Raw genomic sequence first — 25483 nt, 5'->3', positions numbered from 1 at the left:
GGCAGCGCTGATAGCAGGCGCGGACGTTCTTCGCATCCCCTCCGTTTGCGCCTCAGTCGTTGAACTTGCCCGGTTCCGGCCCAAGCCTGCCTTCGCTGTCGTCCAGCGCGTCGAGTTTCGCCATCTGATCGTCCGACAGTTCGAAATCGAGCGCGGTGAAGTTGGCGCGGATGTGATCGGGGTTGGTCGAGCGTGGGATCGGGCACAGACCATGCTGGATATGCCAGCGCAGGACCACGGCGCTCGGGTCCTGGCCGCTCTCCTCGGCCACCGATTTCACCGCATCGCTATCCATGCCGCCGCCCTGTCCGAGCGGAGACCAGCTCTGGGTTACGATGCCCATCTCGTCATGCACCTTGCGCATTTCGCGCTGCTGAAAGCCGGGGTGCAGTTCGATCTGGTTGAGCGCGGGGACCACGCCGGACTCGTCGACGATCCGCTTCAAATCCTCCTCGCGGAAGTTCGAGACCCCGATGCTCTTCGCTTTGCCCTGGTCGCGCAGTTCGATCAGCGCTTTCCAGGTGTCGACGAACAGGCCCTTGTCGGGGCAGGGCCAGTGGATCAACAGCATGTCCACGTGGTCGCGGTCCAGCCGCTCAAGGCACTTGTCCGCCGCCTTCAGCGTCCGGTCGTACCCCTGGCTCTCGTTCCAGATCTTGGTCTGCAAAAAGATGTCGGCCCAGTCACCGATGCCTTTGCCGACGCCGCGCTCGTTCTGGTAGATCGCTGCGGTGTCGACCAGCCAGTAGCCGGTCTCGAGCGCGGTCTTCACGGCTTGCGGAGCGTCGTCCTCCTCGATCTGCCATGTGCCGAAGCCGAGCTGCGGAATCTGGCGGTCGTCGTTAAGGGTGAGAGTGGGATAATCGGTCATGCTGTCTCCTTTGCCTTTACAATGGAGAACTGGCGGCAAGTTTCCGGGCAAATGCCTTGCTCCACCTTTCGCATGCGCCTAACGCCCGCGGCGTTTGTGCAGTATTGCAGGGAAGCTTATCCAACATGGCCAACGTCACCGTGATCGGCGCCCAGTGGGGCGATGAAGGCAAGGGCAAGATCGTCGACTGGCTGGCCAGCCGCGCCGATGCCGTCGTTCGTTTCCAAGGCGGGCACAATGCCGGCCACACGCTGGTCATCGACGGTACCACATATAAGCTGTCGCTGCTGCCCAGCGGCATCGTGTCCGGCACGCTGAGCGTCATCGGCAATGGCGTGGTGCTCGACCCTTGGGCGCTCAAGTCCGAGATCGAGAAGATCGAGGGGCAGGGCGTGAAGGTCACTGCCGACAATCTCGCCGTGGCGGACAATTGCCCGCTTATCCTGCCGATCCACCGCGACCTCGACGGCCTGCGCGAAGCGGCAGCGGGCACTGGCAAGATCGGCACCACAGGGCGCGGCATCGGACCGGCGTACGAGGACAAGGTCGGCCGCCGCGCGATCCGCGTGTGCGATTTGGCGCATCTGGACGATCTGGAACCGCAGCTCGACCGCCTGTGCGCCCATCACGACGCACTGCGCGCCGGGTTCGACCAGCCGCCGGTAGATCGCGAGGCGCTGTTGCAGGAGCTGCGCGAAATAGCCGATTTCGTGCTGCAATATGCGCAGCCGGTGTGGAAGCGCCTCAAGAAGGTCCGCAAGGCGGGCGCGAAGATCCTGTTCGAGGGCGCGCAGGGCGTGCTGCTCGATATCGATCACGGCACTTATCCCTTCGTCACCAGCTCCAACACCGTCAGCGGGACGGCTGCGGCGGGCAGCGGGCTGGGGCCCAATGCGACCGGCTATGTGCTCGGCATCGTCAAGGCCTACACCACCCGCGTCGGCAGCGGCCCGTTTCCGACCGAGCTGGAGGACGAGATCGGCCAGGGGCTGGGCGAGCGGGGCCACGAATTCGGCACTGTCACCGGCCGCCAGCGCCGTGTCGGCTGGTTCGATGCGGTCATCGTGCGGCAAAGCTGCGCAATCAGTGGCGTGACGGGCATTGCGCTGACCAAGATCGACGTGCTCGACGGGCTGGACGAGGTGAAGATCTGCACCGGCTATCGCCTGCGCGGGCAGGTGTTCGACTACTTCCCCAGCCACGCCGCCGACCAGGCCGCGGTCGAACCGATCTACGAGAGCATGGACGGCTGGAAGGAAAGCACCGCCGGCGCGCGCAGCTTCGCCGATTTGCCGGCCAATGCGGTGAAATACATCCAGCGCGTGCAGGAGCTGATCGAAACGCCCGTCGCGCTGGTTTCGACCAGCCCGGAGCGCGACGACACGATCCTGATGCGCGATCCGTTCATGGACTGATTGCCGCAGCGGTGGCAGGATGCGCGCCATGCGCTGGCTCGCTATCCTGTTGCTCTCGCTATCGCTGCTCGGCGCGTCGCCTGGGTCGACCCAACAGGCGCGCGAGGGCGAGGTCGCCGACTTCATCCTGATCGACAAGTCGGAGCGGACGCTGTGGGTCTATCAGGGTGCGGAGGTCATCCGCACCTATCGCGGCCTGCAGTTCGGCGACCGGCCCATCGGCCACAAGCAATTCGAAGGCGACGAGCGTACGCCCGAGGGCCGCTATACGATCGCCTACGGCAACCGGCAGTCGAGCTACTTCCTGTCGCTCTACATCGATTATCCCAACGCCGCCGACCGGGCCTATGCACGAGCGCGCGGCCGCTCGCCGGGCGGGCTGATCTTCATCCACGGCCAGCCCAACGGCCTGCCGAACAACCAGCGGGTGCCGGGCGACTGGACCGACGGCTGCATCGCCCTGACCAATGCGGAAATCGCCGAGTTGTGGAGCCTGGTGCCCGATGGGACCCCGATCGAAATCCGTGCCTGAGTCTTGACCTGATCCGTATTTGTTCTCATCCTGTTCGCAAGAAACAGCAGGAGCGCGATTCGATGCAGGCGGATTTCAGTTACGAGCCGGTGTGCAATTCGGCCGGGTGCCAGATCGGCGTGACCGTGCTGGCAGACCGCGCGCATATCCGCGGCGAGTTGCGCGACGATGCCGAGGCCGCGGGGTTCTGTGTGCTGCATTCCATGTCGCTCGCCGAGTATGCGAACGGCGCGATTACTGCGTTGGGCGATGTGCTGCTGGTCGATTGCGCCGAGGATACGGCGGAGGCTCTGGCCTTGCTATCGCGGCTCGACATGCGGGCGGGCAAGGCGGGTACGCAGATGGTCGTCTCGACCACCATGGGCGCGCTCGATGCGATTTTCGGGTGTTTCTCTTCCTCCGCGCCGCAAATCCTCGTCGACCCCTGCCGGTCGGAGCGGGTGATCGCGATCGGGCGCGTGCTGGCGCATGTTCCGAACCTGCGCCTGCGCGAGCTGGGCGAGGAAGACCGGATGATGCTGCTCCGCCTGACCGAGCAGGTGGGGCGCATGGCAGAGCGGCTGGAGAAGACTGCTCCCGGCCAGCGAGTGAGCGGCGGAGCGTTCCGGCTGGAAGCGCCGCAGCCCGGCTGGCGCAGCGACGACGATGCCTATGTGCGGCAGCGTCCGGCGGGCAATCGCCCGCGCCTGCCCGATGCCGGCCATATCCGGCAGATCATCAAGCACCGCCAGGCGCGTGCGCGCTATTTCGATGGCGACCTGTTCGCGGACCCGGCCTGGGACATGCTGCTCGACCTTGCGGCGGCGCGGGCGGAAGGCACCAAGGTTTGTGTGACCTCGCTCTGCATCGCCTCGGGCGTCCCGGCGACGACGGCGCTGCGCTGGATCGGCCAGATGGTCGAGACCGGCTTGCTTGTGCGCGTGGCCGATCCTGAGGACCGGCGGCGCGCGCATATCGCGCTGTCCGAAGATACCGCCGATGCCATGGCGCGCTATTTTTCGGACATAGCTGCCGTGTCGCCGGAGCTGGTAGCCGCCTAGGCGCGGCGCAGGATTACGGTTAGTCCTTCTGCGGGCGGGTCTGCCGGCAGGGTGATGCGCACCGCATCGGCGCGGGCGCGTACGAGGATTGCTTCGGGCAGGAGGGGATCGTGCAGAACCGTGTCGGCGCGGCCTAAGGCACGTGCCTGGCGCAACGTAAGGTCGTCGGGATCGTCGCTCGTGAGGCTGAAGTCGAAGATCTCGCCGTCGGCTTCATGCGCTACATCCTTCAGCCATGCATGTACCGCCGCAGGATCGCTCGTCTCGAACGGATCGAGCGCGCCCCCTTCGCCTAGAGCGGTGTCCAGTGCCCGGCGGCGGGTGTCGGCTTCGGGATAGCGCCGGCGGATCGCATCGCGAGCGCCTTCGAGCGCTTTCGCCAGTGCGCCGAGCGATTGCGGCAGCAGCGCTTCCAGTCGCAGCCGCAAATGCTTGGCCAGCCCCGCCGAGGCTCCGCCAGTGCTCACTGCCACCAATACGGGATCGCGGTCGAGCACGCTGGGCAGGGTGAAGTCGCACAGATCGGGCCGGTCGGCGACGTTGACCAGCAGGCCCGCGCGCTTCAGTCGCAAGGCCGCCGCCTCGGCAGCGCGCTCGTCCTCCAGCGCGACGAAGCCGATCTTCGCATGATGCGCTTCGGTCTCGGCGCAGGGAATGCCGCCCGCCCGCATCACCAGCCGCGCCTTGGCCTCGGCCATGTCCCCGGTGCCGACGACCACCACGCGCGTGCCTGCCATGCGGTGGAAGAGCGGCAGGCTATGCACGGCGCGCCTGCATCAGCCGAGCCACTCCGGCACGCGTTCCGCGTCCATGATCGCACTTGCCGCGATCCGGTCCGCGACTACCGCGTATCTGTCCCCGTCGACCAGCACTTCGGCCACGAAGCCGCGGGAATTGTAGCTGCTTGCCATGGTCGCACCATAGGCGCCCGCCGTGCGGAACACCGCGAGATCGCCCGCGACCAGCGCATCGCACTCGCGGTCCATGGCGAACGTGTCGCCGGTCTCGCAAATGGGGCCGACGATATGCGCGGTCATCCCGTCTCCGGTGGGCGCGACTGCATCGAAATCGTGCCAGGCACCGTACATGGCAGGCCGGGCGAGATCGTTCATCGCCGCATCGACCACTACGAAGGGCGGGCCGTTGCCGCTGCGTTTGGAGCGGATGACACGGGTCAGCAGCACGCCGGCATTACCTGCGATCACGCGACCCGGTTCGAATATCAGGCGCACGTCCCAGTCCTTCGTCACCCGCGCGACCATCGCGCCGTATTCCGCCGGTGCGGGCAGCGTTTCGCCCGCCTTGTACGGCACGCCCAGCCCCCCGCCGAGATCGGCATGGGTAACCGTGCACCCCTGCGCGCGCAGCTCCGCAATCAACGCGCCGAGTTTCCCGAAAGCGGTTTCCAGCGGTTCCAGATCGCCGAGCTGGCTGCCGATGTGCACCGCGACGCCGCGCATATCGAGGCCGTCTTCCTCGGCCAGACGCGCATATATCTCCGCTGCCCGATCGAGCGGCACGCCGAACTTGTTCTCGCGCTTGCCGGTGGAGATCTTCTCATGCGTGCGCGCATCGACATCGGGGTTCACCCGCAGGGCGCAGGCCGCTCGCTTGCCGTGCCGTTCGGCGATGGCGGCGAGTTCGTAGCCCTCTTCTTCGCTCTCGATATTGAACTGGCCGATGCCCGCTTCGAGGCCCTGGAGCAGCTCGGCATGAGTCTTGCCGACACCCGAAAACACGATGTCTTCGGGCTTCATCCCCGCCTTCAGCGCACGCGTCAGTTCGCCGCCGGAGACGACATCCGCGCCATAGCCTTCGTTCGCCAGAACTTTCAGTACGGCGAGGTTGGGATTGGATTTTACCGCGAAGGCGATGTGCGGATTGTCGAGCTCTCCCAGCGCATCGCGGAACACGCGGGCATGGCGGGTCAGTGTGGCGCGCGAATAGACATAGACCGGCGTGCCGACCTCTTCGGCAATGCGCGGCAGGGGCACGTCTTCGGCATGGAGCACGCCGTCACGAAGCTGGAAATGGTCCATGGCCAGCGCCTCTGCCGAATTCGGGAAGGCGAGTCGAGCAAGCTGTGCTTTTCGGCTGAGAACCTACTCGGGCGGCAGGTCGAAGGGATCGTCCTCGCGTTCTTCGGAGCGGGTGCGCAGTTCGACCGAGCGATCGGGCGCCGCCTGCGGGTCGAGCACGAGCAGTTCGTCCGCGCTCGGCTGGACTTCCGCGCCATAGGGGGCCGGCGGCAGCGCCGCGCCCTCGACCGGCGCGAGGTCGGCCTTCTGACCGCAGGCGGCGAGCGCGAGCGCGCACACTAAGATCGGCAATCTGTTCATCTAGGCATCCATTCCCAGCGCCTTGCGCGCGGCGTGAACCTGCGCCTTTACCTGTTCGGGCGCGGTTCCGCCATAGGAACTGCGCGAGGCGACCGAGGCATCGACCGACAACGCCTTGTAAACGCGCTCGTCGATCCGCCCGTCGATTGCCTTGAGCACGTCCAGCGGCAGCTGGTCGAGCGTCACGCGGTCGGTCTCGGCCCGCTTCACGGCAGCGCCGGTAATGTGGTGCGCCTCGCGGAAAGGAATGTCCGCCTCGCGCACCAGCCAGTCGGCAAGGTCGGTGGCGGTGGCATAGCCGAGTTCGGCCGCTTCGCGCATGCGCCCGGTCCTGAAGTCGCTGTCCGCCACCATGCCGGTCATCGCGGCGATGCTCAGTGCCATCAGGCCGTGCGCTTCGAAGACGGGCGGTTTGTCGTCCTGCATGTCCTTGGAATAGGCCAGAGGGAGGCCCTTCATCGTCACCATCAGCGCGGTAGCGCAGCCGATCACACGGCCCGCATGTCCGCGCACCAGCTCGGCGGCGTCGGGGTTCTTCTTCTGCGGCATGATCGAGCTGCCGGTGGAAAGCGTATCGGGCATGCGCACGAAGCCGAAGGGCTGGCTGGCCCAGATGATGAACTCTTCGGCGAGGCGGCTCAGGTGCAGCGCGCACTGGCTTGCCGCCATCAGGTAATCGAGCGCGAAGTCGCGGTCGGACACGGCATCGAGGCTGTTACGCGTCGGCCGCTCGAAGCCGAGCGCCTGCGCGGTCGCTTCGCGGTCGATCGGGAAGCCGGTCCCGGCCAGTGCTGCACTGCCGAGCGGGCTTTCGTTCATCCGCGCCCGCGCGTCCGCAAACCGGCTGCGATCGCGCGCGATCATCTCGTAATAGGCCATGAGGTGATGCCCGAGCGTCACCGGCTGCGCGGTCTGCAAATGGGTGAAACCGGGCATGATGCTGGCCGCATGCTCTCCGGCGCGCGTCACCAGCGCCTGTTGCAGTGCCAGCAATCCCGCATCGATCTGGTCGAGCGCGTCGCGCACCCAGAGGCGAAAATCGGTCGCCACCTGGTCGTTGCGGCTGCGCGCGGTGTGGAGACGTCCTGCTGCCGGACCGATTAGCTCGGCGAGGCGGCTCTCGGTGGTCATGTGGATGTCTTCGAGGTCCCAGTCCTCCGGCACACCCTCGCGCGCATATTCGGCGGCGACCTTGTCGAGGCCCTCGGTGATGATCGCCATGTCCTTGGCCGTGACGATGCCCTGCGCGCCGAGCATGGCGACATGCGCCTTGCTCGCTTCGATATCATGTCGCCACAGTGCCTTGTCGAACGGGATCGAGGCGTTGATTTCACGCATGATCGCGCTAGGCCCCTGTGCGAACCTGCCGCCCCACATGGCATTGGAGCCCGAATTGTCCCGCTTGTCGCTCACTGCTGCATTCACCCTGGGTCTGCTTGTCGCCGCTTGCGATAGGGGGACGCCGGACACCGTGCAAGAAAGCACCGCTACGCCCGCGCCAACCGGCGAGATCGACCGTTCGCAAGCCGGCACCCTGATGCCGGCGAGCAATGTGCGCGACCTGCAGGGGGATATGCTTAATATGGGCGCGTTGCAGGGCACGCCGGTGCTGGTGAACCTCTGGGCCACCTGGTGCGCGCCTTGCGTGAAGGAAATGCCGCTGCTCGACGAGCTGGCAGTCGATTACGATAGCGAGCTTCGCGTGCTGACCGTCAGCCAGGATATGCAGGGCGCGGAAAAGGTCGGCCCGTTCTTCGCCGAGCGCGACTTCGCAATGCTCGGGTCTTGGATGGACCCCGAGGGCGAGCTGGGCTTCGCCATCGGCGGCGGGGTCATGCCGACGACCGTGCTCTACGATGCGATGGGGCAGGAGCTCTGGCGCGTATCGGGCGATTACGATTGGTCGAGCGAGGACGCCCGGGCCGCAATCGACGAGGCGATTGGCGGATAGAGTCAGGCTTCATCAGGAGTGGTGGTGGGCGATGACAGGCTCGAACTGCCGACCCTCTCGGTGTAAACGAGATGCTCTACCAACTGAGCTAATCGCCCCAACCACGGGTACCGCCGGTGCGGCGGTCCGCTGCACATAGCGCCGCAAATCTTAAAATCAATTGCCGAGATCGCCAATCGGCAGCTAGGCGGCGCGCATGACGACCAGGCTCACCGTTCTCGCCACCGGCGGCACCATCGCCGGGATCGCGGGCAATGCGATCGCGCAGGATTACCGCGCGGGCGAGATCGGGATCGAGGACTATCTAGAACGCGTGGGCGGACTGGGGCTGGAGGCGGAGCTTTCGGGCCATCAGATCGCCAACATCGATTCGGCGGATATCGGCCCGCAGGTATGGAACCCGCTTCATCGCGCGACAATGGAAGCGCTCGACGATCCGGAATGCGCGGGCGTGATCGTGACCCATGGCACCGATACCCTGGAGGAAACGGCCTTCCTGCTCGATTTGACGCTGCCCTCTACCAAGCCGGTGGTGGTGGTGGGCGCGATGCGACCGGCGGATGCGGTCGGCTATGACGGGCTGCGGAATTTCGCCAACGCCGTCCGCGTGGCCTGTGACGCGAATGCAGCAGGTCGCGGGGCGCTGGTCGTGATGGGGGACCGTGTGTTCGCCGCGCGCGATGTGCGCAAGGTCCGCACGCGCGGTTCGGAAGCGTTTCGCGGTTTCCCGCGCGAATCGATTGCGCTGGTCACACCCGGCACGCTCGAATGGTTCGGTGCGCCGTGGGGTGACCGCGAGGATGCGCGCTTCGCGTGGTGCGACGATTTGCCCAAGGTGGCAGTCGTCTATGTCTACGCCGGGCAGGATGCCAGCGCAGTGAAGTGCCAGCTGGGCGAGAATACACGCGGCGTTGTCGTTTCGGGTGTAGGCGAGGGCAATATGCCAGAACCCGTGCGTCAGGCGTTGGTAGACGCCGCAGCGTCAGGCGTCGCCGTGGTTCGCGCTAGCCGTGCCGACGAAGGACTGGTCGATCGCGAGCCGGAAGACGATGCCAACGGCTTCGTCGCAGCCCGCGCGCTCAACCCGCAAAAGGCGCGGATCCTCCTGCAATTGCTGCTGGCGAGCGGCGAGACCAATCCCGCCGCCCTCCAGCGCGCCTTCGACGGGCGTTAAGCGTTACCCATTCGGCGTCACCAGATACTTCTCGCCGGTCTTCATCTGGCGATAGTCGAGTATCGCGTCCTTGGTCAGCATGCCCTCGAGGTCGACCTTGGTCTTGTAGCTGCTGGCGAAGGTGGTCGTGAGGTTGTCGAGCACGCGCTTGCGCATGCGCCCGACGGTTTCCATACCCGCCTGCTGCAGGAACGGCGTCAGCAGCCAGCCCGACAGCGTCCAGCCGAAGCCATAGCTCGGCGTCAGCGTGGTCGGCCCGAAGTCGAGGCGGCCATAGATGAACATGCGCTTCTGCTGGTTGGAACCATAGCGCGAATATTCGGTCATCTTGCCGACCGCGACCTGCTCCATCGCCTTGAAGCAGTGATCGACCATCTTGCCGCCGCCAATCGGATCGAAGCCGTAGAAGGCGTCGGTCTCGTCGATCGCGGATTTGAGCTGATCCATGAAATCGTCGTCCGACGAATTGACCACATGGCTTGCGCCGAGGCCCCTCAGCAGCTCGATTTGATCGGGTTTGCGCACGATGTTGACGAGGCCGAGGCCGTCTTCCTGGCAGATCTTTACCAGCATCTGGCCCAGGTTCGAGGCGCCGACCGTGTGGAGGATCGATTTCGCGCCGTCCATCTTCGCATTCTCGGCGAAGCCAAGCGCAGTCATCGGGTTGACGAAGCTCGATGCGCCGTCCTCTGCGCTGTGATCACCCAGCGGCAGGCACATGGAGGCATCGGCGATGGCGTATTCGGAATAGGCGCTACCCGGAACGCAGGCGACGCGCTGGCCCATCAGCGCCTTGGCCATGTCGCTATCGCCCGTGGCGACGACCGTGCCCGCGCCCTCATTGCCAGCCGGCAGTCGCTGGCCGTGGCGCGCCTTCTGGCCGCTGTTGAACGGCTCCGGCATCTTGGCGACGACCTTGCCCGGCGAATAGTCGGCATTCTCGAAATCGGCCGCCCCGGTCAGGATCGCGAGATCCGACGGGTTGATCGGCGCAGCCTCCATCTTGACGAGGACCTGGTTGCCCGTCGGATCGGGGAAGGTTGTGTCCTCCAGCTCGAGAGTGAGCGTGCCGTCGCTCGTCAGCGTGGTGAAAAGCTGCTTGCCAGTGTAGGCCATCCTTGTCCCTTTCGTTGCATCGTGAAACGTATCTCTGACCCGCTACGCTTACCGATCCGGCTTGGCTAGGGTGCCGCAACGTCAAGCGTCGCCGGGATAGGTCGCCTCGACGAAGTAGAGCCCGTGCGGCGGTGCGTTGAGGCCGAGCGCCTGCCGATCCTTCGCTTCCAGAGCCTCTGCCACCTGTTCCTCGCGCCACCGACCCATGCCGACCAGCGCGAGGCAGCCGACCATGCTGCGCACCTGGTGGTGGAGGAAGCTGCGCGCGGCGGCGTGGATGCGGACTTCCTCGCCATCTCGCTCGACATCCAGCCGGTCGAGCGTCTTGACCGGGCTGTCCGCCTGGCAATGAACCGAGCGGAAGGTGGTGAAATCGTGCAGGCCCACCAGCGCTTGCGCTGCGCGGTGCATGGCCTGGTGGTCGAGCGGCGTGCCGACTTGCCACAGTCGGTCCTTCTCCAGCGTCAGCGGCGCACGGCGATTGGCGATGCGATAGACATAGCTGCGGCCCGTGCAGGAGAAACGCGCGTGCCAGTCGTCGGGTACGATCTCGCAATGGGTCACGGCGATCGGATCGGGCCGCAGATGCGCGTTCAGCGCCTCCATCAGGCGGAAGGGCGCAATCTCCTTGGCGATGTCCATATGGCTGCGCATGGCGAGCGCGTGGACGCCGGTATCGGTGCGGCCCGCGCTGTGGAGGCGCACGTCCTCTCCCAGAATCCGGAAAGCGGCTTCTTCCACCGACTGCTGCACGCTCGGCCCGTCTTTCTGGCGCTGGAGGCCGAAGAACGGCGTGCCGTCGAATTCGAGGGTGAGGGCGAAGCGGGTCATCGGCGCATCGGTAGGCGCATGGCCTTCGACAGGCTCAGGCTGAGCGGATGTGGGATTGGGGACAAAGCCCGCTCTTGCTGAGCCTGTCGAAGGCCATGCGCCGACATCAGCCCAGCACGCTGCCTTGGGGCACCGCATTGCCGCGCAGGAAAGCGTCGAGGTCCATCTTCGGCTTGCCCTCGCGCTGCAATTCGATTGGGCGGATCGCGCCTTCGCCGCAGGCAATCGCGAGCCGGTCGTCGATCACTTCGCCGGGAGCGCCGCTGCCTTCGGCAATCTCCGCTCGCAGCAGCTTGACCCGCTGGCCATCGAGCTTGAACCACGCACCGGGGAAGGGCGAGAGACCATGCACCTGCCGGACCACATCCTCGGCAGGCCGAGCCCAGTCGATCCGCGCCTCGGCCTTGTCGATCTTGGCGGCATAGGTCGCTTGCGTGTCGTCCTGCTCCAGCGGATGCAGCATATCGATATCGATCAGCGTGCCGACCATCAGCTGCGCGCCGATCTCGGCCAGTTCCTCGGTCAGTTCGCCGGTCGTCTTGTCCTCGATCGGCGTGCGCGCCATCGTGAGCATGGGGCCGGTGTCGAGGCCCGCTTCCATCTGCATGATCGTGACGCCGGTGACCGGATCGCCCGCCATCATCGCGCGGTGGATCGGGGCCGCTCCACGCCAGCGCGGCAGGATCGAGGCATGGACGTTGAGGCAACCGTGCTTCGGCGCATCTAGGATCGGTTGCGGCAGGATCAGTCCGTAGGCGGCGACCACCGCGACATCGGCCTCCAGCGCAGCAAACGCCTCCTTCTCTTCGGCAGATTTGAGCGACTTGGGATGCCGTACTTCGATCCCGAGATCGTCGGCCCGCTGGTGCACCGGAGTGCGCGTCAGCTCCTTGCCGCGCCGCCCGCCCGGCCGTGGCGGCTGGGTGTAGACACACACCACCTCATGCGCCGCATCGACCAGCGCCTGCAGCGTCGGCACGGCGAAATCCGGGCTACCCATGAAGATAATGCGCATTGCGGCCTTTCTCTGTCTCGCCCGCGCCCCTATCTGTGGCGCGATGGCATCGCAAGAGATCGAAACCCTAGCCTCGGCGCTGGCCCGCCTGCCCGGCCTCGGCCCGCGCAGCGCGCGGCGGGCGGTGCTCTGGCTGGTCAAGCGGCGCGAGACGGCGCTGCCCGCGCTGCTCGAAGCGTTGGCCACGGTGGGCGAGGCGCTGGTCGAATGCGAAACCTGCGGCAATGTGGACACGCGCAACCCCTGCGCCATCTGCGCCGACCCGCGCCGCGACGGCAAGAGCCTGTGCGTGGTAGAGGACGTGTCCGACCTGTGGGCGCTCGACCGCGCGAAACTGTTTACCGGGCGCTACCATGTGCTCGGCGGCAAATTGTCGGCGCTGGACGGTGTGCGGCCCGAGGACCTCAACATCGCCAGCCTGATGGCGCGGGTAGGGGAAGGCGGGGTGGATGAAATCGTCCTCGCCATGAACGCCACGCTGGAGGGGCAGACGACGGCGCACTATCTCGCCGAGCGGCTGGAGGCCTATCCGGTACGCATTACGCAGCTGGCGCACGGCCTGCCCGTCGGAGGGGAGCTCGATTACCTCGATGAGGGCACCTTGGCGCAGGCGCTCAGAGCGCGGCGGCCTGTTTGATGCGTGCGGAAAGCGCATCCGCGCTTTCCTTGGCTGTTCCGTCCCGCTCCCTCACCCGGCCACCCACGGCACGGTATTCTATGGGTGGCCGGGTGGGGGAGCGGGACGGAACAGCAAGGTCGGGACGAATGTCCCGACCGCACCCAACGAAGACTCGTTGAACATTTCCCTCCGCCAGACTATCTCACCCCACATGGCTATCCGTGAAATTCTCGAAGTGCCGGACCCCCGGCTCAAGGTCGTGTCCGAACCCGTCACCGAGTTCGACGACGAGTTGAAGACGCTCGTCTCCGACATGTTCGAAACCATGTACGATGCGCCCGGCATCGGGCTCGCGGCGATCCAGGTCGGCGTGCCCAAGCGCGTGCTGGTGATCGACCTGCAGCCCGAAGACACCGAGGCCGAGGGCGAGGTCTGCAATCATGGCGGGCACGAACACGTGCACTATCCGGTGAAGAAGGAACCGCGCGTCTTCATCAACCCGGAAATCCTCGATCCGGCAGACGAGCTGGCGACCTATCAGGAAGGCTGCCTCTCGGTCCCAGATATCTTCGCCGATGTCGATCGCCCGTCCACCTGCCGCGTGCGGTATCAGGACCTCAAAGGCGAGACCCACGAGGAAGACCTCGACGGGCTGATGGCGACTTGCATCCAGCACGAGATGGATCACCTCGAGGGGATACTGTTCATCGACCACCTCAGCCGCCTCAAGCGCAACATGGCGCTCAAGAAGCTGAAGAAGCTGCGCGAGGCGGCCTGATACCCCTCAGCGCGCGGGGTTCACGCGTCGGCGTGTACTTCCTCGTTGAGCTTGTCGAGCGCCTTGCGGCAATCTTCTGCGCATTCCCGGCACATTTGCGCGCAGCGGCGGCAATGCGGGTTGTCGTGCTTGGCGCATTCCGCTTCGCAGATCTCGCAAGCATTGATGCAGGTCGCGAGCATTGTGCGGATTAGCTGGCGATTCTCGTCGGTACGGCGGCTGGCAAGGCGATAGGTCGCCTCGCATACGTCTGAACAATCCAGGCAAAGCCTTATGCATCGCCGCATGTCCATGTCCTCCGCGCTGCAAGCATCGGCGCAGGAATTGCAGATCGCCGCGCAATACATCGCGTGCTTGACCGCTTCGCCCAGTTCTTCGGTATAGTCGGCCCCCACCGCGGGGTGGTCCTGGATCATTTCCTTGATCGACATAGAATATCTCCTCTTTGCATGAGGAGCGCGTGGCTGTGGGGATAGTTCCGGGCGGGCCTTCCCCGCGCCGCCCGTTCCAGCTATGTTCCGACACATGGATATGACCGTTCTCATCGTCGCCGTCGCCGCGCTCCTGATCGGGGTCGCGCTCGGCTGGTTCGCCGGATCGCGACCGGCAGCCGACTGGAAAGCGCGCCATGGGGAGCGCGATGCCGAGGCGCGGGAGCTGGACGAGAAGTTCCGCCGCGCCATCGTGGAGCTTGAGAATGCGACCGTGCGCGCGACCCGCGCCGATGCGCTCGACGGCGAGCTGCGCGAAACCCGCACGGCGCACGAAACGGCACTCGACGCCCTGCGGCGGGACAATGCCGCGCTCGGGTCCGAACTTGCGACGCTCAAGGAAAAGACCGCCAATTTCGACGAGCAGAAACGCCTGCTGGTCGAGGCGCGCGAGGAACTGCTCAAGGAATTCCAGAACACCGGCACCGCCGTGCTGTCGAAGGCGCAGGAGGATTTCCTGAAGCGCGCGAACGAGCGTTTCGGCCACTCCGAAAAGACCAGCGAGGAAAAGCTGCGCGCTCTGCTCGATCCGGTGGGCAAGCGGCTGGAGGCGTACGAGAAGCAGGTCGCCGCGCTGGAGGAAAAGCGCACCGATGCCTTCGGGCGGCTCTACCAGCAGATCACCGAGATGCAGCGCGGGCAGGAAGAGGTCCGGCGCGAGGCGCAGCGGCTCGGCAACAGCCTGACCAATGCGCCCAAGGCCCGCGGCCGCTGGGGCGAGCGGGCGTTGCAGAACGTGCTCGAGCAATGCGGACTGTCGGAGCATACCGACTTCAATCTCGAACATTCGATCGAGACCGAGGACGGCCGGCTCCGTCCCGACGCGGTGGTGCATGTACCGGGGCAGAAGAAGCTGGTTATCGACGCCAAGGTCTCGCTCAATGCCTACCAGGCCGCGTTCGAGGCGGACGACGACGACGAGCGCCGCCGCCATCTCGACCTGCATGCGAAATCCATGCGCAACCACGTCCAGACGCTCGGCAGCAAGAGCTACCAGAGCCAGTTCGACGACACGCCCGACTATGTGGTGATGTTCGTGCCGGGCGAGCACTTCGTCGCCGCTGCGCTGGAGCACGATCCGGAGCTGTGGGACTTCGCCTTCCGCAACAAGGTGCTGCTCGCGACGCCCACCAACCTCGTCGCCATCGCGCGCACCGTGGCGCAGGTCTGGCGGCAGGACACGATCGCGCAGGAAGCGGTGGAGATCGGCAAGGCCGGGGCGGAGCTTTACGATCGCTTGGCCGTGGCCGCCGAACACATGAAGCGCGTCGGCGGCGGGCTGGAAACGGCGGTCAACAATTACAACAAGTTCGTCGGCAGCTTCGAACGCAACGTGCTGACGTCGGGCAGGCGCCTCGCAGAACGCGGCATCGAAATCGGCAAGCGCGAGATCGAGGAAGTACCGAAGGTGGAGGCGACCCCGCGCTACAATGCGGAAGACGCGGCGCAGATCGAAGACGGCACCGGCGAAGGGCGCGAGGCCGCGGAGTAAAGCGGTAGTTGTGGCAGCCCCGCGAAGCGGTTAGATGACTGCGGGTTCGCTGAACGAATTTGGTGTAAGCAAACGCATCGTATGGCCGAAAACAAACCGGATCCCAACATAGACGCAGCCCGATTTGCTGCCATTATCGCAAGCTCTTCGGACGCGATAATCTCGAAGTCGCTTGAAGGCATCATAGAGACTTGGAACCCGGCGGCAGAAGCGCTTTTCGGCTGGTCCGCCGCAGAAATGGTCGGGCAGTCTATCCGCCGGATTGTGCCCGAAGATCGCGCTGAGGAAGAGGATCGTATCCTCGCACGAATTCGTGCTGGGCAGACCGTTCCAAAGTTTTCTACCGAACGTCTCACGAAGAGCGGCGAAACCGTGCCTATCGCGGTGACAGTCTCGCCGGTGCGCGATGCGTCCGGCAGGATCGTCGGCGCGTCGAAGATCGCGAACGACTTGCGCGAGCAGATCGAGTTGCAGTCCGGTCTTCGCCAGAAGACCGACCAGTTCACCGCGCTCGCCAACAACATTCCGCAACTGGCGTGGCTCGCCGACAAGGATGGCTGGATCTACTGGTTCAACCAGCAGTGGTACGATTTCACCGGCACCGATCTGGAGGAAATGCAGGGTTGGGGGTGGCAGAAAGTTCATCACCCGGATCATGTCGAGCGTGTCACCACCCGCATTCAGGAGGCATGGGATAGCGGAGAGCCATGGGACGACACTTTCCCGTTGCGGAGGGCTGACGGAGAGTTCCGATGGTTCCTCAGTCGTGCAAACCCGTTAAGGGATGACGAGGGGAACGTCGTTCTCTGGTGCGGCACGAACACCGACATTACCGACCAGCTCGAAGCGCAGAACCACATCAAGCTGCTGATGCGCGAGGTGAACCACCGCTCTCGCAATATGCTCGCCACGATCAGGGCGATCTTGCGGCGTTCCTTCGGCTTGCCGAAAGACGAACTCATCCAGTCTCTTGATCGCCGGATCAATGCGCTGGCGTCCAATCAAGAAATCCTCGACGGCGGCGATTGGTCGGGAGCACGCGTGGCCGATATCGTAGAGGCGCAACTTCGCCATATCGGCGAGGATATGCGGCAACGGATACATATTACAAAGCCCAGTCCCGTAATCGTCAGAACCGATGTTGCCGAAGCAATAGGACTGGCAATCCATGAACTCGCGACGAATGCCGAAAAATACGGCGCACTCAGCAATGATCGCGGGAGGATCGATATCGAATGGGAGGTTGCCAGCGAACCTGCGGAAGAGCCAGTCTTTCGCATGAGCTGGAACGAGGCCGGTGGCCCTCTGGTAACCGAGCCTTCACGCACGGGCTTCGGCTCGCTCTTGATCATGCGGAATGTCGAACAAGTCCTTGCTGCGAAAGTTGCGCTGAACTTCGCAGCCGATGGCCTGAACTGGCGGGTGGAAGCACCCGCCGGAAAACTAACCGTCGACCGGATCGAACGGATCGCGGCGCAAGACTATTTGGCCATTTAACCCTGGGGGGTTGGTCCGGATCAGTCCCGCTGTTTCAGTCCCGCGAGTACCTCGTACCCCAGCACAGCCGCCGCGACCGCCGCGTTGAGGCTGTCGGCGCGGCCTTTCATCGGCATGGTTACGCGCAGGTCGCAGGCCATCTCGTATTCCTCCGGCAAGCCGCGGCTCTCGTTGCCGACCATGACGAAGCAGGGTGCGGCATAGGGCGCGCCGCGATAGGGCTGGGCCTCGCGCAGGCTGGCGGCGACGAGCTGGCCTGTGCCGTCGCGAAGCCAGCTTTCGAACTCGCTCCATTCTGCGCGTGCGATGGCCTGGGTGAACACCGCACCCATGCTGGCGCGCACGGCCTCGACGCTGAACGGATCGGCGCAATCGTCGATCAGGATCAGTCCGCCCGCGCCGATCGCATCGCCGGTCCGCAGCATGGTGCCGAGATTGCCCGGATCGCGCAGCGCCTGGGCGACCAGCCAGATGTCGGCGCGGCTGCGGTTAAGGCTCGCCAGCGTCGTGTCGAATTCGGCGAACACGCCCGCAACCGCTTGCGGATTGTCCTTGCCGGTGATCTTGGAGAGGATGTCGGGCGAGGTCTCGATCACCTCACCGCCCGCCGCCGCGACCGCCGCTTCGAGCTCGGCCAGCAGCGGATGGGGATCGCGACCCGTGGCGAGCACCAGCACTTCGGGCAAATGCCCGCATTCGCGCGCATCGGTCAGCAGGCGCAGGCCCTCGGCGAGGAACTTGCCGGCGGCCTTGCGATGCTTCTTCTCGCGCAGGGCGCGCAGCGCCTTGACGGTGGGGTTGGAAAAGCCGGTGATGAGGCGGCGCGGGTGGGTGTCGCTGGGAGCCATGGTCACGGCTCCCCGAAACCGTCCTCGATCATCGCGGCGAGGGTGCCCATCGCCTCTTCGCTGCCGTCGCCGACCACGATCAGCTCGATCGTGTCGCCCTTGGCCGCGCCCAGCATCATCAGGCCGAGGATGGAGCCGCCGGCCGCCTCGTTCTCGCCCTTGGCGACGCGCACCTGGCAGCCTTCCGGCAATTCGGCGACTGCGCCGACGAACTTGGCGCTGGCGCGCGCGTGCAGGCCGCGCTGGTTGACCACCGTGAGGGTGCGGCGCAGCTCGCTCAAGAGGTGGCAGCCTTCGCGCTGTCGAGATCCTGGCCGAGGAACTCGCTGGCCACCGTGATGTAGTTGCGGCCTGCGGTCTGCGCTGCGTGGACCGCATCGACCACGCCCATGCTCTTGCGCGCGCCGGCAAGACGGATGAGCATCGGCAGGTTGATGCCCGCGATCACCTCGATCCGCCCTGTGTCGAGCAGCGAGATCGCGAGGTTGGAGGGCGTGCCGCCGAACAGGTCGGTCAGGATGATCGCCCCGTCGCCCGTGTCCACCTTGGCGATGGCATCGGCGATGTCCTGGCGGCGACGCTCCATGTCGTCGTTGGGACCGATGCAGATGGTCGCGACGCCCTCCTGCTTGCCCACCACATGCTCCATCGCGTCGATGAAGTGCTCGGCCAAATTGCCGTGGGTGACGAGAATCATGCCAATCATGCGTGGGCGTATCCGAATAATTACCCTTGGAAGGTTACGTGCCGGGTCCTGAACCATCAATGGCCGTGGGAATCAACGCCGTTCGAGCGGATCGGCGGGCCGGCTCCCCAGATTGCGATGGATGACGGTGGGCGAAAACCCCTCGGCGCGCAAGACCTCCGCCGCCCGCTCGGCGCTGTAGACGGAGCGGTGTCTCCCTCCGGTACAGCCGAAGGCGATGTTGAGATAGCTGCGGCCTTGCGCGGCATAGCGGGGCAGCAACTCGCGCAGCAAGTCGGCGATGCGGGCGAAGGCGGGTTCGAAAGCGGGATCGGCCTCGATATGCGCGGCTACCTCGGCTTCAAGTCCGGTCTTCTCGCGCAGGCCCTCGACCCAGTGCGGGTTGTCGACGAAGCGCATGTCGAACAGCAAGTCCGCGAGTGGTGGAGTGCCGCGGGCGAAGCCGAAGCTGGAAATGGTGACGGTCATCTCCCGCTCGGCACTGCTGGCGAATTGCTCGCGCACTTCCTGCTGCAGCTGGTTGGTGGAGAAGTCGCTGGTGTCGATGACGATGTCGGCCCAGCGGCGCAGCGGCTCCAGCAGCTCGCGTTCGGCCTTGATCCCGTCGAGCACGGGGCGGCCGCGGGCCATGGGATGCGGGCGGCGGGTCTCGTTGTAGCGCCGCTCCAGCTCGCCGCCGGCGCAGTCGATGAACAGCGTCGTCACCTCGACATCGCCGCGAGCCGCGAGCTGCTTGCACATTGCGATGATCTCGGTGGGGACGAAACCGCGGGTGCGCGAATCGAAGCCGATGGCGAGCTGGCTGCCCTCGTCCTCATTTCCAAGCAGCCCGCCGAGCAGGCGCACGGGGAAGTTGTCGATCGCTTCCCAGCCGATGTCCTCCAGCACCTGCAGCGCCGTCGACTTGCCTGCGCCGGAGAGGCCGGTGACGAGCAGGACGCGCTGGCGCGCTAAAGCGGAGGAATCGGCGGTCATTGCGCGAGCCTTGTTGCTGCTTGCGCTTCGCTTGGAAAGGGCAGGCCGTGCTTTGCCAGCGCATATTCGGCACGCAGGGCCTGCGTTGCATCACCCGGGGCAAAGGGCAGGACCGGCACGGACATACCGGCCAAGTCCCGCGCCGGAACGTCCATCGGGAAGCGCGGGGCGTCGGGATCGAGCTGGAGGACGAGGGCCACTTGAGCTCGCATCGTCGGCAACTCTACCAACCCGATGTTGCGGACCTCGATCAGCCCGGCGGTATTGGGTGGGGGCGCGGCAATCAGCGCGCCGTCCTGCACAACGAGTTCGATCGCGTCGTCGCCGATCAGCACCGCGCCACGGTCGATGAGTGCAAGGGCAAGCGAGGACTTGCCGAGGCCCGGTGCACCCTCGATCAGCAGCGCTCGCCCGCCGATGGCAACGCCGGTGACGTTGGCGAGGACCTGTGTACTCATCGGCGCGCGGGCAGACCGAACACCAGGCAGGCGCCCGGCTCACCATCCTGCCGCGAGGTCGCGACCAGCGTGCCGTCATGCGCCTCGGCTATGGTTCGCGCGATAGCGAGGCCAAGCCCGGAATGCTTGCCGAAGTCCTCGCCCTCCGGCCGGTCGGAATGGAACCGCTGGAACACTTTCTCGCGCTTTTCCTCGGGGATCCCGGGGCCCTCGTCGCAGATAGTGAGGGTGATCCAGCCATCGTGCCGCTCCAGCACTGCATCGATCCGGCCCCTCGGCGGGGAGAACGATACCGCATTGTCGAGCAAATTGTCGATCACGCGCTCCAGCCGCACCGGAACGCCTGCGACCACCAGCGGCTCCTCAGGCATTGCCAGCGCAATCGTGCGACCCTCGTTCTCCTCGCGCTCCTCGCGGCTGGCGACGATGTTCGACAGGAGCTGCTTGAGGTCGACCGTCTCGAATTCGGCGCGCGACATTTCTGCGTCGATCCGGCTGGCGTCGGAGATTTCCGTGACCAGCCGGTCGATCCGCTGCACGTCGTGCGTCGCGATGTCGAGCAACTGTGCGCGCAGTTGCGGATCTTCGACCTTGGCCAGCGACTCGGTCGCGCTGCGCAGTGAAGCGAGCGGGTTCTTGATCTCGTGCGCGACGTCGGCGGCGAAGCTTTCGACCGCGTCGATGCGCTGGCGGAGCGCTCCGGTCATGTCCGAGAAAGCGCGGGCGAGCATACCGATCTCGTCGCGGCGATCGGGCAGGCGTGGCACCTCGACCTGCCGGTCGCGGCCTTGCCTGACGCGGACGGCGGCCTGCACCAGTTCGCGCAAGGGGCGCACGATGGTACGGGCGAGGAACAGCGACAGCAGCGTGGAGACGAGCAGCGCCAGCAGCACGACGGCGAGCACGGTCGATCGCGCCGCGCGCACGCTTTCGGTAATGTCGACCGGGTTGCGAGTCAGCAGCAGCGTATCGCCATCCAGTCCGACCGGTGCGGCAGCATTGATGACATGCGTGCCGTCCGGGGCATCGCGCAGCACGATCTGTGTCAGGCTTTCCTCACGGGCCCGGACCAGTTCCGGCCAGCCTGACGCATCGTCGGTGGCAGGCTCGACATAGTCCGGGAGAGCAGGCGCACCTACGATCCGATCGAACCCGCGGTCGAGGCGCAGGGCGAGGTCGGTCTGATCGACCTCGGACGGCTCGGGCAGGTCGAAACTCGGCGGGGCGAGGGCGAAGCTGTCCGATTCCAGATTGCCATCGGGGCCGTAGACCCTGAGGCGCAGGCGCTGCTCCTTGCCGATCTGGATCAGCAGCGCTTCCTGTCGCTGGACCGTAGCACCGGCGAGCGCTTCCGCGGTAATCTGCGCCTCGACCAGAGCGAGCTTGAACCGCTCGTCGAGTAGCTGCTTGCGGTAAGCATCGAGATAAAGGACCCCGCCGCCCAGCAGGACCAGCGGCAATACGTTGACGAACAGGATGCGGCTGGTGAGCGACAGACGGTGCGACCAGCGCAACTGGCCGAACCGGTCGCTGCGCAGGGCGCTGGCTCTGTCGGATTCTCCGGGTCGCTGGTCAGCCATCGCTGAAGCTGTAGCCGGCGCCGTAGAGCGTTTCGATGGCCGAGAATTCGGGATCGACCCGGCGGAACTTGCGCCGCATGCGCTTGATATGGCTGTCTACCGTGCGGTCGTCGACGAAGACATCGTCGGGATAGGCCGCGTCCATCAGCTGGTTGCGGCTCTTGATGACCCCCGGCCGCACGGCGAGTGCCTCGAGCAGCAGGAACTCGGTGACGGTGAGCGAGACCGGCTTGTCCTCCCACGTAACGTGATGGCGCGCCGGGTCCATATGCAAGCGCCCGCGATCGATTTTCTCGGATGTGTCTGCAGGGACCGCGTCGCTCATCACCAGTGGTCGGCGGGCATCGCTGCGGCGCAGGATCGCGTGGATGCGCGCGAGCAGCAGGCGCAGGCTGAAGGGCTTGGCGATATAATCGTCTGCGCCCATTTGCAGCCCGGCGGCTTCGTCCGCCTCGTCATCCTTGCTGGTCAGGAAAATCACCGGCAGCGCCGATTCCTCGCGCAGGCGGCGCAGCAATTCCATGCCGTCCATCTTGGGCATCTTGATGTCGAAGATGGCAAGGTCGGGCGGATTGTTGAGCAGCGCGCCCAGCGCCGCCTCGCCATCGGAGTAGAGCCGCGTGGCGAACCCTTCCGCCTGCAGCGCGATCGACACCGTGGTGAGGATGTTACGGTCGTCGTCGACGAGCGCGATCACGCGCTGGTCGGGGTCCTGCGGGTTCGCACCCTGGATCGCATCGCTGTTCATGCCTTGGTGCCTAATCCGATTATCCGTGCAAAACAACGCAGGCTGTGCCCACCTAAGCCAGAATTTACCGCCGTCCGGTTTGACGCATGGGCGGTGGGGTATTAGAGGCTGGCGCGAGCACCGCGCATTCGTATGCGTGGATGATTCCATCACAGTAACGCACTCGCGCGCTGGAGATTTTTCGGTGACCACCCCGCTTTCGACTTCTCTTTCCGACCAGGGCATCGCCACCGGTGCCACGATCCACCCGAACCTGACCGCGGAAGAGCTGACCGCCGCCGCGCTGGAGAATGGCGAAGGCCGCAAGGCGAAGGATGGGCCGCTGGTGGTCGAAACCGGCAAGCACACCGGCCGCAGCGCGAATGACAAGTTCATCGTCCGCGACAGCGAAACCGAAGACACCGTGTGGTGGGACAATAACGCCTCGATGAAGCCGGAGCATTTCGCTGCGCTGAAAGAGGATTTCTTGGCCGCGCTGGGCGAAAAGAGCGATCTCTATGTGGCGGACCTGTTCGGCGGATCGCAGCCTGAATATCGCGTAAAGGTACGCGTTATCAACGAGCTGGCGTGGCACAACCAGTTCATCCGCACGCTGCTGGTGCGCCCGACCGCCGCCGAGCTCGACGGGTTCGAGCCGGAATATACCATCATCGACCTGCCGACGTTCCAGGCCGATCCGGCACGCCACGGCACGCGCAGCGAGACGGTGATCGCCGTCAATCTGTCGGAAAAGCTGATCCTTATCGGCGGCACGAAATATGCCGGCGAAATGAAGAAGAGCGTGTTCGGCATTCTCAATTACCTGCTGCCTGCCCAAGGCGTGATGCCGATGCACTGCTCGGCCAATATCGGCCCGGACGGCAAGAGCGCGGTGTTCTTCGGCCTTTCGGGCACCGGCAAGACCACGCTGTCGGCCGACGCCAGCCGCACACTGATCGGTGACGACGAGCATGGCTGGTCGGATACGGCGGTCTTCAATTTCGAAGGCGGCTGCTATGCCAAGATGATCCGCCTCGATCCCGATAGCGAGCCGGAAATCTACGCCACGACCAAGATGGAGGGCACGGTCCTCGAGAACGTCGTGATGAACGATGCGGGCGAAATCGACCTCGACGACAACAGCCTCGCGGAGAACACCCGCGGCGCCTATCCGCTGTCGTCCATTCCCAACACCAGCGCCGACAATCTCGGTCCGCCGCCGTCGAACGTCATCATGCTCACCGCCGATGCCTTCGGCGTGCTGCCTCCTATCGCGCGGCTCACGCCCGACCAGGCGATGTATCACTTCCTGTCGGGCTACACGGCCAAGGTCGCCGGAACGGAAATCGGCGTGACCGAGCCGACCGCGACCTTCAGCACGTGCTTCGGCGCGCCCTTCATGCCGCGCCACCCGAGCGTTTACGGCAACCTCCTGAAGAAGCGCATCGCCGAGGGCGAAGTGCACTGCTGGCTGGTCAACACCGGCTGGACCGGCGGCAAATACGGCGTCGGCCATCGCATGCCGATCAAGGCCACTCGCGCGCTGCTCAATGCCGCGCTCGACGGGTCGCTCAACGATGCGGAGTTCCGCAAGGACCCGAACTTCGGTTTCGAAGTCCCGGTGAGTGTGCCCGGCGTCGACAGCCAGATCCTCGACCCGCGTTCCACCTGGGACGACAAGGACGAATACGACCGCACCGCGCACAAGCTGGTGCAGCTGTTCGTGGACAATTTCGAACCCTTCGCAGCCCATGTCGACCAGGGCGTGCGCGACGCGGCCCCCGCAGCCGCCTGACGATTTATCGGTTGGAGAGGAGAGCCCTGCGAGCCTAGTGTCGACGGGGACCTCAGAAGAGAGCCCCGGCCGGGAAACCGGACCGGGGCTTTTTCTCGACCTGGCGGGAGATAAGGCTCGACCCCTCTGCCTGCCCCTTAATCTTGCGCTCAGCATGGTCAGACCAAAGGATTGAGGATGAACTTAGTCCTCCGACTTGCCGCCGCTGCCGTCGTGCTCGCACCGATACAGGGAGCAATCGCGCAGGAAACGGCGCCGGTCGTGGCGGAGCAGGCCTATTCGGGCCCAGTGGTCTACCGCGCCGAGGTCGTCGCCGAATATCCGCATGACGCCGCCGCGTTCACGCAAGGGCTGCTGTGGCACGAGGGCGCGCTGTTCGAGAGCACCGGGCGCGTCGGGCAGTCGGTCATCCGACAGCTCGATCTCGAAACCGGCGAGGCGGTCCGTGAAATGGCCATCCCGCCAAGCCAGTTCGGCGAAGGCTTGGCCGAATGGAACGGTGAACTCATCAGCCTGACATGGCGCGACGGTGCGATCCATCGCTGGGATGCGGACACTCTCGAGCCATTGGCGACGCGTGACGGCTATCCGCTCGACGGCTGGGGCCTGACGACGTCCAGGGAAGGGCTCATCCACTCCGATGGCAGCGCGACCCTGCGGGTGCTCGATCCGGAGAGCTACGACGTCCTTCGCAGCATCGAGGTCACCATGAACGACCGCCCGCTGCGCCGCCTCAACGAGCTTGAGATGATCGATGGACTCGTCTTCGCCAACATATGGGAGACGGCCTATATCGTCGCAATCGATCCGGCAGACGGCAGGGTCGAACGGCTGATCGACCTGACTGATCTCGTTGCGTCTGTGCCAGTCACCGGACGGGATGCCGTGCTCAACGGAATAGCGTGGGACGCGGAAAAGCGGCGCCTGTTCGTTACCGGAAAGCTTTGGCCGAAGCTATTCGAGATCGCGCTGGTCGAAACCGACGCACAGGTGCGCTAGCAGAGCTCAGATCGCTGGCAGGCGCAGCCCGTTTGTCGGGATAATCCCAAATACGGCTTCCGCGTGAGCAATCACCGATGAGAAGAAGAGTCAGCAAGCTATCCGGGAGGGAGCCCGCTGACTCTCAAGTTGAGAGGTCAAGCCTGCAACACCAGCTTAAAGCCTAGATAAATCAGGCTACCCGCTGCCATCCCTTGGAGAACGCTCCAAGTAATATGCAGATTTTTCTGGGAT

27 protein-coding genes and 1 tRNA gene are annotated in these 25483 nt (G+C 65.2%); 11 read left to right on the top strand and 17 right to left on the bottom strand.

The window, feature by feature from the left end; genetic code table 11:
- Positions 1 to 52 precede the first annotated feature (52 nt).
- Complete coding sequence (locus P8R33_RS02200; RefSeq protein ID WP_278327354.1) at positions 53 to 871, bottom strand: aldo/keto reductase; 819 nt, start codon at positions 869 to 871, stop codon at positions 53 to 55.
- Between the two features lie 125 nt (positions 872 to 996).
- On the opposite strand from P8R33_RS02200, the gene P8R33_RS02195 reads away from it, so the two are divergent.
- The 3 genes from P8R33_RS02195 (at position 997) to P8R33_RS02185 (ending at position 3858) form a co-directional block, all read left to right on the top strand.
- The gene (locus tag P8R33_RS02195; RefSeq protein WP_278327353.1) at positions 997 to 2286 is read left to right on the top strand and encodes an adenylosuccinate synthase; all 1290 of its coding nucleotides are present in this window, start codon (positions 997 to 999) and stop codon (positions 2284 to 2286) included.
- A 28-nt stretch (positions 2287 to 2314) separates the two neighbouring features.
- Positions 2315 to 2818 carry a L,D-transpeptidase family protein gene (locus P8R33_RS02190; RefSeq protein WP_278327352.1) on the top strand — a complete coding sequence of 168 codons (504 nt, stop codon included), beginning with the start codon at positions 2315 to 2317 and terminating at the stop codon, positions 2816 to 2818.
- Positions 2819 to 2880: 62 nt separating this feature from the next.
- Positions 2881 to 3858 (top strand): helix-turn-helix domain-containing protein, encoded by a 978-nt coding sequence (locus P8R33_RS02185; protein WP_278327351.1) that lies wholly within the window; start codon positions 2881 to 2883, stop codon positions 3856 to 3858.
- Here the strand turns inward: P8R33_RS02185 and P8R33_RS02180 are convergent.
- The 4 genes from P8R33_RS02180 to argH form a co-directional block, all read right to left on the bottom strand.
- The gene (locus tag P8R33_RS02180) at positions 3855 to 4622 is read right to left on the bottom strand and encodes a precorrin-2 dehydrogenase/sirohydrochlorin ferrochelatase family protein (protein ID WP_278327350.1); all 768 of its coding nucleotides are present in this window, start codon (positions 4620 to 4622) and stop codon (positions 3855 to 3857) included. The genes P8R33_RS02185 and P8R33_RS02180 overlap by 4 nt on opposite strands.
- A gap of 12 nt (positions 4623 to 4634) precedes the next feature.
- Entirely contained in the window at positions 4635 to 5897 is a 1263-nt protein-coding gene (lysA, locus tag P8R33_RS02175) for a diaminopimelate decarboxylase (RefSeq protein WP_278327349.1), read from the bottom strand.
- Between the two features lie 63 nt (positions 5898 to 5960).
- Complete coding sequence (locus P8R33_RS02170) at positions 5961 to 6197, bottom strand: lipoprotein (RefSeq protein WP_278327348.1); 237 nt, start codon at positions 6195 to 6197, stop codon at positions 5961 to 5963.
- Positions 6198 to 7574: an argininosuccinate lyase gene (gene argH, locus P8R33_RS02165; protein WP_278327919.1), complete on the bottom strand. Its 1377-nt coding sequence runs from the start codon at positions 7572 to 7574 to the stop codon at positions 6198 to 6200.
- A 94-nt stretch (positions 7575 to 7668) separates the two neighbouring features.
- On the opposite strand from argH, the gene P8R33_RS02160 reads away from it, so the two are divergent.
- Positions 7669 to 8148, top strand: a complete 480-nt coding sequence (locus P8R33_RS02160) for a TlpA family protein disulfide reductase (protein ID WP_347569024.1) — start codon at positions 7669 to 7671, stop codon at positions 8146 to 8148.
- 22 nt (positions 8149 to 8170) lie between these two features.
- Here the strand turns inward: P8R33_RS02160 and P8R33_RS02155 are convergent.
- Positions 8171 to 8246, bottom strand: a tRNA-Val gene (locus P8R33_RS02155).
- Positions 8247 to 8344: 98 nt separating this feature from the next.
- Here P8R33_RS02155 and P8R33_RS02150 point away from each other — a divergent pair.
- Positions 8345 to 9322, top strand: a complete 978-nt coding sequence (locus tag P8R33_RS02150) for an asparaginase (RefSeq protein ID WP_278327346.1) — start codon at positions 8345 to 8347, stop codon at positions 9320 to 9322.
- A gap of 3 nt (positions 9323 to 9325) precedes the next feature.
- Here P8R33_RS02150 and P8R33_RS02145 read toward each other — a convergent pair whose 3' ends face one another.
- The 3 genes from P8R33_RS02145 to fmt all read right to left on the bottom strand — a co-directional run bounded on the left by P8R33_RS02145 (position 9326) and on the right by fmt (position 12284).
- Positions 9326 to 10438 carry a zinc-binding dehydrogenase gene (locus P8R33_RS02145; protein WP_278327345.1) on the bottom strand — a complete coding sequence of 371 codons (1113 nt, stop codon included), beginning with the start codon at positions 10436 to 10438 and terminating at the stop codon, positions 9326 to 9328.
- An 81-nt stretch (positions 10439 to 10519) separates the two neighbouring features.
- Positions 10520 to 11269: a tRNA pseudouridine(38-40) synthase TruA gene (gene truA / locus P8R33_RS02140; RefSeq protein WP_278327344.1), complete on the bottom strand. Its 750-nt coding sequence runs from the start codon at positions 11267 to 11269 to the stop codon at positions 10520 to 10522.
- A 106-nt stretch (positions 11270 to 11375) separates the two neighbouring features.
- Positions 11376 to 12284 carry a methionyl-tRNA formyltransferase gene (gene fmt, locus P8R33_RS02135; RefSeq protein ID WP_278327343.1) on the bottom strand — a complete coding sequence of 303 codons (909 nt, stop codon included), beginning with the start codon at positions 12282 to 12284 and terminating at the stop codon, positions 11376 to 11378.
- Between the two features lie 43 nt (positions 12285 to 12327).
- On the opposite strand from fmt, the gene recR reads away from it, so the two are divergent.
- Entirely contained in the window at positions 12328 to 12921 is a 594-nt protein-coding gene (gene recR / locus P8R33_RS02130) for a recombination mediator RecR (protein WP_278327342.1), read from the top strand.
- A 193-nt stretch (positions 12922 to 13114) separates the two neighbouring features.
- Positions 13115 to 13681, top strand: coding sequence for a peptide deformylase (locus P8R33_RS02125; protein ID WP_278327341.1), 567 nt, complete (start codon positions 13115 to 13117; stop codon positions 13679 to 13681).
- Between the two features lie 20 nt (positions 13682 to 13701).
- Here P8R33_RS02125 and P8R33_RS02120 read toward each other — a convergent pair whose 3' ends face one another.
- The gene (locus P8R33_RS02120) at positions 13702 to 14112 is read right to left on the bottom strand and encodes a four-helix bundle copper-binding protein (protein ID WP_278327340.1); all 411 of its coding nucleotides are present in this window, start codon (positions 14110 to 14112) and stop codon (positions 13702 to 13704) included.
- Positions 14113 to 14212: 100 nt separating this feature from the next.
- Here P8R33_RS02120 and P8R33_RS02115 point away from each other — a divergent pair, with 100 nt between their 5' ends.
- Both P8R33_RS02115 and P8R33_RS02110 read left to right on the top strand, forming a co-directional pair.
- Positions 14213 to 15664: a DNA recombination protein RmuC gene (locus P8R33_RS02115; RefSeq protein WP_278327339.1), complete on the top strand. Its 1452-nt coding sequence runs from the start codon at positions 14213 to 14215 to the stop codon at positions 15662 to 15664.
- 81 nt (positions 15665 to 15745) lie between these two features.
- Positions 15746 to 17161, top strand: a complete 1416-nt coding sequence (locus P8R33_RS02110) for a PAS domain-containing HWE histidine kinase family protein (protein WP_278327338.1) — start codon at positions 15746 to 15748, stop codon at positions 17159 to 17161.
- A gap of 20 nt (positions 17162 to 17181) precedes the next feature.
- On the opposite strand, the gene P8R33_RS02105 is transcribed toward P8R33_RS02110, so the two are convergent.
- The 7 genes from P8R33_RS02105 to P8R33_RS02075 form a co-directional block, all read right to left on the bottom strand.
- Positions 17182 to 18009: a TrmH family RNA methyltransferase gene (locus P8R33_RS02105; RefSeq protein WP_278327337.1), complete on the bottom strand. Its 828-nt coding sequence runs from the start codon at positions 18007 to 18009 to the stop codon at positions 17182 to 17184.
- Between the two features lie 2 nt (positions 18010 to 18011).
- Positions 18012 to 18290 carry an HPr family phosphocarrier protein gene (locus P8R33_RS02100; protein WP_278327335.1) on the bottom strand — a complete coding sequence of 93 codons (279 nt, stop codon included), beginning with the start codon at positions 18288 to 18290 and terminating at the stop codon, positions 18012 to 18014.
- Positions 18287 to 18715 (bottom strand): PTS sugar transporter subunit IIA, encoded by a 429-nt coding sequence (locus tag P8R33_RS02095; protein ID WP_278327334.1) that lies wholly within the window; start codon positions 18713 to 18715, stop codon positions 18287 to 18289. The genes P8R33_RS02100 and P8R33_RS02095 overlap by 4 nt, the downstream gene beginning before the upstream one ends.
- Positions 18716 to 18787: 72 nt before the next feature.
- Positions 18788 to 19690: an RNase adapter RapZ gene (rapZ, locus tag P8R33_RS02090; RefSeq protein ID WP_278327333.1), complete on the bottom strand. Its 903-nt coding sequence runs from the start codon at positions 19688 to 19690 to the stop codon at positions 18788 to 18790.
- Positions 19687 to 20148, bottom strand: a complete 462-nt coding sequence (locus tag P8R33_RS02085; RefSeq protein WP_278327332.1) for an HPr kinase/phosphorylase — start codon at positions 20146 to 20148, stop codon at positions 19687 to 19689. The genes rapZ and P8R33_RS02085 overlap by 4 nt, the downstream gene beginning before the upstream one ends.
- On the bottom strand, positions 20145 to 21728 hold the full coding sequence (locus tag P8R33_RS02080) for a sensor histidine kinase (protein WP_278327331.1): 1584 nt from the start codon (positions 21726 to 21728) through the stop codon (positions 20145 to 20147). The genes P8R33_RS02085 and P8R33_RS02080 overlap by 4 nt, the downstream gene beginning before the upstream one ends.
- Entirely contained in the window at positions 21721 to 22476 is a 756-nt protein-coding gene (locus P8R33_RS02075; RefSeq protein ID WP_278327330.1) for a response regulator transcription factor, read from the bottom strand. Before P8R33_RS02075 ends, P8R33_RS02080 begins: the two co-directional genes overlap by 8 nt.
- Before the next feature lie 184 nt (positions 22477 to 22660).
- Here P8R33_RS02075 and P8R33_RS02070 point away from each other — a divergent pair, with 184 nt between their 5' ends.
- The gene (locus P8R33_RS02070) at positions 22661 to 24250 is read left to right on the top strand and encodes a phosphoenolpyruvate carboxykinase (RefSeq protein ID WP_278327329.1); all 1590 of its coding nucleotides are present in this window, start codon (positions 22661 to 22663) and stop codon (positions 24248 to 24250) included.
- 177 nt (positions 24251 to 24427) lie between these two features.
- On the top strand, positions 24428 to 25249 hold the full coding sequence (locus P8R33_RS02065; protein WP_278327328.1) for a glutaminyl-peptide cyclotransferase: 822 nt from the start codon (positions 24428 to 24430) through the stop codon (positions 25247 to 25249).
- The last annotated feature ends 234 nt before the right edge of the window (positions 25250 to 25483 follow it).

Source organism: Qipengyuania flavescens, from assembly GCF_029688735.1.
Taxonomy (GTDB): domain Bacteria; phylum Pseudomonadota; class Alphaproteobacteria; order Sphingomonadales; family Sphingomonadaceae; genus Qipengyuania.
Note: the sequence above shows the minus strand (reverse complement) of the source record. Positions and strands in the feature narration are given on the sequence as shown.